This is a genomic window from Streptomyces bambusae (assembly GCF_020532645.1).
GTDB classification, from domain to species: Bacteria; Actinomycetota; Actinomycetes; order Streptomycetales; family Streptomycetaceae; genus Streptomyces; species Streptomyces bambusae.
Genome location: NZ_JAJAUZ010000003.1, coordinates 253131 through 259476 on the forward strand (window position 1 = coordinate 253131; position 6346 = coordinate 259476).

8 protein-coding genes are annotated in these 6346 nt (G+C 73.3%); 5 read left to right on the plus strand and 3 right to left on the minus strand.

Going from position 1 to position 6346, the window contains the following annotated elements; translation table 11 throughout:
* Positions 1-2 precede the first annotated feature (2 nt).
* Complete coding sequence (locus tag LG634_RS03910) at positions 3-608, minus strand: TetR/AcrR family transcriptional regulator (protein ID WP_226732145.1); 606 nt, start codon at positions 606-608, stop codon at positions 3-5.
* 53 nt (positions 609-661) lie between these two features.
* Between LG634_RS03910 and LG634_RS03915 the strand changes: the two genes are divergently transcribed.
* The 4 genes from LG634_RS03915 to LG634_RS03930 all read left to right on the plus strand — a co-directional run bounded on the left by LG634_RS03915 (position 662) and on the right by LG634_RS03930 (position 4585).
* Positions 662-2290, plus strand: coding sequence for an FAD-binding oxidoreductase (locus LG634_RS03915; RefSeq protein ID WP_226732146.1), 1629 nt, complete (start codon positions 662-664; stop codon positions 2288-2290).
* Positions 2287-3240, plus strand: coding sequence for a diacylglycerol kinase (locus LG634_RS03920; protein WP_226732147.1), 954 nt, complete (start codon positions 2287-2289; stop codon positions 3238-3240). The genes LG634_RS03915 and LG634_RS03920 overlap by 4 nt, the downstream gene beginning before the upstream one ends.
* Positions 3241-3379: 139 nt before the next feature.
* Positions 3380-3742, plus strand: coding sequence for a helix-turn-helix transcriptional regulator (locus LG634_RS03925; RefSeq protein WP_226732148.1), 363 nt, complete (start codon positions 3380-3382; stop codon positions 3740-3742).
* Positions 3743-3832: 90 nt separating this feature from the next.
* Positions 3833-4585 (plus strand): STAS domain-containing protein, encoded by a 753-nt coding sequence (locus LG634_RS03930; protein ID WP_226732149.1) that lies wholly within the window; start codon positions 3833-3835, stop codon positions 4583-4585.
* Positions 4586-4614: 29 nt separating this feature from the next.
* Here the strand turns inward: LG634_RS03930 and LG634_RS03935 are convergent, their stop codons facing one another.
* A complete protein-coding gene (locus tag LG634_RS03935) occupies positions 4615-4992 on the minus strand; it encodes a VOC family protein (RefSeq protein ID WP_226732150.1) in 378 nt (125 codons plus the stop codon).
* 91 nt (positions 4993-5083) lie between these two features.
* Positions 5084-5539, minus strand: coding sequence for a MarR family winged helix-turn-helix transcriptional regulator (locus tag LG634_RS03940; protein ID WP_226732151.1), 456 nt, complete (start codon positions 5537-5539; stop codon positions 5084-5086).
* Positions 5540-5664: 125 nt separating this feature from the next.
* On the opposite strand from LG634_RS03940, the gene LG634_RS03945 reads away from it, so the two are divergent.
* Entirely contained in the window at positions 5665-6114 is a 450-nt protein-coding gene (locus LG634_RS03945) for a DUF1398 family protein (RefSeq protein ID WP_226732170.1), read from the plus strand.
* The last annotated feature ends 232 nt before the right edge of the window (positions 6115-6346 follow it).

Here is a 6346-nt window from a genome sequence, read left to right on the forward strand (position 1 = left end):
CTTCAGGGGCTCAGGTATCCGTTCAGGGCGAGGGCCAGTTCGCTCCGCCACGCCGGTTCCGGCAGCAGGTCGGCGACCATGCGGTGCGACTGGACCGTGGACTGGGTGATGAGCAGGACCATGGCGGCCAGCTGGACCGGTTCGCCCGGCCGGACGGTGCCGCCGATCTGGGCGGCCGCCACGGCCTCCCGCAGCAGGGTGAGGAGGGTCTGCTGGCTGGTGCCGAGGCGCTGGAGGACGTACTCGGCGATCAGGTCGCCGTCCTCCAGCAGCCCGCCGAGCACGGGGTGGTCGCGCAGCTGGACGGCGACGTCGACGATCCACTCGACGAGGGCGGCGCGGTCGTCTCCGGTCTTGGGGGTCCGCTCGACCGTGCGCATGACCTCGCGGGTGAGGAGGGAGCCGATGACGGCGCGCACGTCGGGCCAGCGCCGGTAGACGGTGGGCCGGCTGACGCCGGCGCGGCGGGCGATCTCGGCGAGCTGGACGCGCTTGCCGAGGACGACGACCAGCTCGGCGGCCGCGTCGAGGATCTTGTCGTCGATGCTCTGGGACTCGCTCGGGGACTCGCTCTGCGACCCGGTCGGGGACTCGTCGCTCGGGGACACTTCGCCGCTCCCAGCGCTGTTACTGATTGACATGATGTGGAAAACTGTAACGCATGCCTACCGACCTGCCCCCGTCCGACACCGCTGCCCTGCCCACCCCGCCCATGGCGTGGAACGCCTGGGGGGACCCGCAGCTCGCCAAGCCCCTCTCCGACGACATCAAGGCGCTGCTCGACAGCCTCCTGGAGCTCGACCCGCAGCAGCCGGCGCCGGCCCGCGAGCAGGTACGGCTGCGCCCCTCGACCCTCAGCGGCGTGCACCTCAAGGCGCTCACCGAGATCGTCGGCGACGCCCACGTCAGCGTCCGCGACGCCGACCGGCTGCCCCGCGCCGGCGGCAAGTCCACCCCCGACCTGCTGCGCCGCCGCAGCGGCGCACCGCAGGACGCCCCCGACGCCGTCGTCCTCCCCGGCACCGAGGACGAACTCCAGGCCGTCCTCGCCCTCTGCGCACAGCAGCGCATCGCGGTCGTCCCCTTCGGCGGCGGCACCAGCGTCGTCGGCGGCCTCGACCCGGTCCGGGGGCAGTTCGGCGCCGTGGTCTCCCTCGACCTCCGCCGCTTCGACGCCCTCCTCTTCCTCGACGAGGTCTCCGGCGAAGCCGTCCTCGGCGCCGGCGTCACCGGCCCCCGTGCCGAAGAACTCCTCGGCGCCCACGGCTTCGAACTCGGCCACTTCCCGCAGAGCTTCCGCTTCGCCACCATCGGCGGATTCGCCGCCACCCGCTCCTCCGGCCAGGACTCCGCCGGACACGGCCGCTTCGACGAGATGGTCCGCGGCCTGCGCGTCGTCACCCCCACCGGCATCCTCGACCTCGGCCGCGGCCCCGCCTCGGCCGCCGGTCCCGACCTCCGCCAGCTGTTCCTCGGCTCCGAAGGCACCCTCGGCGTCATCACGGCCGTCCGGGTACGCGTCCACGCCGCGCCCGCCGCCCGCCGCCACGAGGCCTGGAGCTTCCCCGACTTCGCCACCGGCACCGCCGCCCTGCGCGCCGTCGAGCAGCAGGGCACCGGCCCCACCGTCATCCGCCTGTCCGACGAGACCGAGACCGGCATCAACCTCGCGATGACCGCGAAGATCGGCGCCCCGCAGACCGTCACCGGCTGCCTCGCCGTCACCGTCTTCGAGGGCACCGAGGAGCAGGTCGAAGCCCGCCACGAGGCGACCCGCCGCACCCTCCTCGCCCACGGCGCCACCTCCCTCGGCGAGGCCCCGGCCCAGGCCTGGGAACACGGCCGCTTCGACGCCCCGTACCTGCGTGACTCCCTCCTCACCCAGGGCGCCCTGTGCGAAACCCTGGAGACCGCCGCGAACTGGTCGGACCTGCCGCAGCTGCGCACCGCCGTCACCGGCGCCCTGCAGGAAGCCCTCCAGGCCACCGGCAGCACCTCGCTCGTGATGTGCCACATCTCGCACGTCTACCCGACCGGCGCCTCCCTCTACTTCACCGTCGTCGCCGCCCAGCGCGGTGACGCGATCGCCCAGTGGCAGCAGGCGAAGACGGCCGCCGGCGACGCGATCATGGCGGCGGGCGGCACCATCACCCACCACCACGCGGTCGGCACCGACCACCGGGCCTGGATGGAGCAGGAGATCGGCGAACTCGGCGTCGCTGTCCTGCGCGCCGTCAAGGGCGTCGTCGACCCGGTCGGCATCCTCAACCCCGGAAAGCTCATCCCGTGACGACCGGTCCGGCTGGTCCGGGGGAGGGGGCGGACGGGACCGAGGTCCGCAGCGTCCGCAACGTACTGGTTCTGACCAACCCGGCAGCGGCCTCCGGGCACGCCGCCAAGTCGGCCGTCCCGGCCGTCGCCCGGCTCCGCGAACACGGCCTCGACGTGACCACCGCGACCGGATCCGACGCCGCCGACACCCTGCGCCTGGCGCGGGAGGCGGTGGGCTCCGGCGTGGACGCCCTCGTGGTCGTCGGCGGCGACGGGATGATCTCACTCGCCCTCCAGGCGGTCGCGGAAACCCCGCTGCCCCTGGGGGTCATCCCCGCCGGCACCGGCAACGACCTCGCCCGCGAGTACGGCCTGCCGCTACGGGACCCCCGGGCCGCCGCCGACGTCATCGCCGCAGGCCATGTGCGGCGCGTGGACACCGGCCGCATCGACACGGCCGACGGAGCGAGCCGCCTCTTCGGCTCGGTCCTCGCCATCGGCTTCGACTCCCTGGTCAGCGACCGCGCCAACCGGCTGAAACGGCCGCGCGGCCGCCTCAAGTACCACTTCGCGATGATCGCCGAACTGGCCGGCCTGCGCCCCCTCCCGTTCCGCATCGTCCTCGACGACGGCGAGGAGATCCGGCGCGACCTCACCATGGCCTCGGTGGGCAACACCCGCAGCTACGGCGGCGGCATGCTGATCTGCCCGGACGCGGACCCCCGGGACGGCCTCCTCGACCTCACCCTCGTGGCCGCCCTGCCCCGCACCAGACTGATCCGCTTCTTCCCGACGGTCTTCAGCGGCACCCACGTCCGCCACACCGCCGTCTCCACCCACCGCGCCACCACGGTCCGCATCGAATCCCCCGGCATCAACGCCTACGCCGACGGCGACCTGGCCGGACCCCTCCCCGCGGTGGTACGGGTCGTGCCGCGCTCGGTGTCCCTGCTCGTACCCGGCTCCTGACGCGTACGGCACCCCGGCCCCCGCAGCCCGCCACCCCCGGGCTGCGGGGGCCGTGCGCCCGACACGCGCCAGGCGGTCCGCTCCGGATCCCGGATTCAGGACTGGCGAAACCGGAATCGCAAATCGTATGATTTCAGACATGGAGCCGATGGAGCCCCGAACCGGCTGGACGTTCGTCACGAACCACGCCCGGATCCTCGCCCTGATCCTCGGAGATCCGGAGACGAGGCTGCGGGACATGGCCGACACCTGCCGGATCACCGAACGAGCGGCCCAGGCCATCGTCACCGACCTGGAGAACGCCGGCTACCTCACCAGGGAGCGCAACGGCCGCCGCAACCACTACGAGGTCACGCCCGGAACCCGCTTCCGCCACCCGGCCGAGGGGCACCGCACGATCGCCGACCTCCTGCGCCTCCTGGCCGACCTGGAACCGGCACCCGGAACCATCGGATCCGCACCCCGAAGCGGTGCCCGCCATGAGCGCGCCCCGCACGGCTGAACCGGGAACCGCGCCGGCGGCCCGCACACCGCTCCGTCCACCTCGGGAGTGTCCTCCCCCGTCTGTCGGTACAGCGAAAGGAGCGAGGCCATGAGCACTCGTGCCGGACGCGTCGCTGTGGTCTTCGAGCCCGGGCCGCAGCGGGTGCGGGCCCGGGTGAGCGGCGAAATCGACATGGACGACGCCGCCGACCTCTACGAGGACCTGCACGCGGCCCTCGACGCCGGCCGCCGGGGACTCGACATCGACCTGGCCGACGTCCGCTTCTGCGACAGCTCGGGACTGCACGCCCTGCTGGACCTGAACCGAACCGCCCTGGAAGCAGGGAAGACCATCGCCCTCACCGCCGTCAGCCGCCCGGTCGCCCGCCTGCTGCGCATCACCGGGGCCGACAGCGTGCTCACCCTCCACGGCCGTACCCCGCCCGCCGCCCCGGAGTTCCGGACGGGGATCAGGCGCTACGGACCCACCGCGCACCTCACTCCCGCCGGTGAACTCGGCACGGACCCCGGATCCGTCCTCGCCGAGGTGTCGGCCGCCCTCGACGGCGTCGACGTGGTGGCCTGCGACATGCGCGACCTCACCTCCCTCGACCTGATGGGCCTACACCGCCTGCTCGACTTCGTCCGCGGCCTCGACGCGCGCGGCATCACGGTCTTCGCCTACAACTGGCAGCCGCAGCCGCGGCGGCTCCTGAGTCTCGTCGAGGAGCTGTACCCGCCCGCCGACCCCCGCACCACGCTGCTGCGCAGCCTGCGGGAATCCGCCGCGGCCGCCGGCGGGGCCGGAGCAGCGCAGACCGGGGAGGACACCGCCCGGTCCGCGTTCCCCGACCCGGCCTGACCTGAGAGGCGGGACATTCGCAACACCCCCTAGATCACCGCTCGATCCGACGCGCTGCGCAGCACGCAGAACTCGTTGCCCTCCGGGTCGGCCAGGACCGCCCACCCGGAGCCGTCGGGCTCACGGTGGTCGCCGACCAGGGTCGCGCCGAGACCGAGCAGCCGTGCCACCTCCTGCTCGCGCGACGTTTCCGGGCGCAGGCACAGATGGACCCGGTTCTTGACCGTCTTGGGCTCGGGCACCTGGTTGAAGTACAGCACCGGCCCCTCCGCGAGCAGGACCTGGGTCTCCCGGTCCCCGGGCCTGCAGTCCGGATCCACCGGACATCCCGTCACACCACTCCAGAACCGCGCCAGCCCATAGGCATCCGCGCAGTCGATCGCCACGTTCTGCACCACTGAAACCATGCGCGCGAGCCTGCCCTACTTCCCCTTCGCACGCCACTGAGCTGCGCTTCGGCCCCGCCGCGCCCGGCGCGGTCGCACGGCGGCGGCGCTTTCAGCCCCGCCCTCGCCCGGTCGCCCACTCCGTCCACGCATCCGTCTGCCGCGTCAGCCGGCGGAGCAGCTCGCGTACGGCCGCGAGGTCGGCATCGGCCAGCCCCGCCCCGATGACCCGGTGCGCAGCCTCCGCCCGCGCGGTGATGGCCGCGAGGGCCTCCTGCCCGGCCGGGGTGAGGGCGAGCAGCGCCGACGTGCGGTGATCGGGGTTCTCCCGGAACTCCGCGAGCCCCTCGCCCACCAGCTCGTTGGCGATGCGCTGCACCCCCTGCCGGGCCACGCCCAGCCGCCGCGCGGCCCGCGCCACCGGCAGTGCCTCCTCGCTCACCACGCTCAGCAGCTGCCAGCGCGCCTGCGTCTGCCCTTCCGCCGCGGCCAGCGCCTCCCCCGAGCGCCGCAGCGCTCCCGCCGCCTCGTAGACATCGGCCACCAGCAGAGCCAGCTCATCCGCCATCCGTCGGTCCCGCCCTTCCGTCCCCACTCGACAACATGTTGTCCATTTGTCATCATGATGTCATATCCGGCGTGCTGTCACCCCTCAGGCGCACGCACCCCCCACCCGGAAGCCGCGTGAGACCCATGACCGCCATGAACACCGTGACCAGCACCGACGCGATCGCCACCCTCCAGGCCGCACTGGAACGCGGCGCGGCGCTCCGCCCCAAGGTGGGCGGCTTCCCCTACCTGGCCGAGAGCCTCCGCCAGGCCGGCGTCACCCACTGCCGCATGACCGTCCCGGCCAACGCCTTCCTCTACCGGACCACCCAGGGCAACGTCGTACTCCAGGGCGAACCCCTGATCACCGGCTTCGCCCCCGCCCCGCCCTTCAACCGCGACGCCGTGATCGCGGCCCTGCGCGCCGACCAGGCGGGCGAGACCACGTTCCCCGAGTTCGTCCGGTCCTGCTGGTCGGCCGGCATCACCTGGTACGAGGTCGACACCACCACCCGCACCTGCACCTACCACGGCTCCGACGACGAGACCTACACCGAGCCCTACCCGGCAGCAGTCCTCCCCGACGCGCACTGACGGCCTCGTGGGGACCGGTCCGATCGGCCACCTCACCCCGCGGCAGGCCCAGGACGTCCTGCACGAGCACCGGCCGGGACCGGATTCGCACCCGGTCGTGAGCGGATGACGGAGCCGGCTCAGGCCGTGCTCGGTGCGGGAGCCGCCGGACACCGGGCGAGCGTGCCGGTGGACCCGTACGAGTCACCACGGGCCTGGCGGGACGTCCTCCGCCGAGAGGTGACCGGCGGCT

Coding starts and splice junctions, on each gene's coding strand:
- LG634_RS03945 (WP_226732170.1), top strand. CDS start 5,665: ATGACCGCCATGAACACCGTGACCAGCACCGACGCGATCGCCACCCTC.
- LG634_RS03925 (WP_226732148.1), top strand. CDS start 3,380: ATGGAGCCGATGGAGCCCCGAACCGGCTGGACGTTCGTCACGAACCAC.
- LG634_RS03915 (WP_226732146.1), top strand. CDS start 662: ATGCCTACCGACCTGCCCCCGTCCGACACCGCTGCCCTGCCCACCCCG.
- LG634_RS03935 (WP_226732150.1), bottom strand. CDS start 4,992: ATGGTTTCAGTGGTGCAGAACGTGGCGATCGACTGCGCGGATGCCTAT.
- LG634_RS03940 (WP_226732151.1), bottom strand. CDS start 5,539: ATGGCGGATGAGCTGGCTCTGCTGGTGGCCGATGTCTACGAGGCGGCG.
- LG634_RS03930 (WP_226732149.1), top strand. CDS start 3,833: ATGAGCACTCGTGCCGGACGCGTCGCTGTGGTCTTCGAGCCCGGGCCG.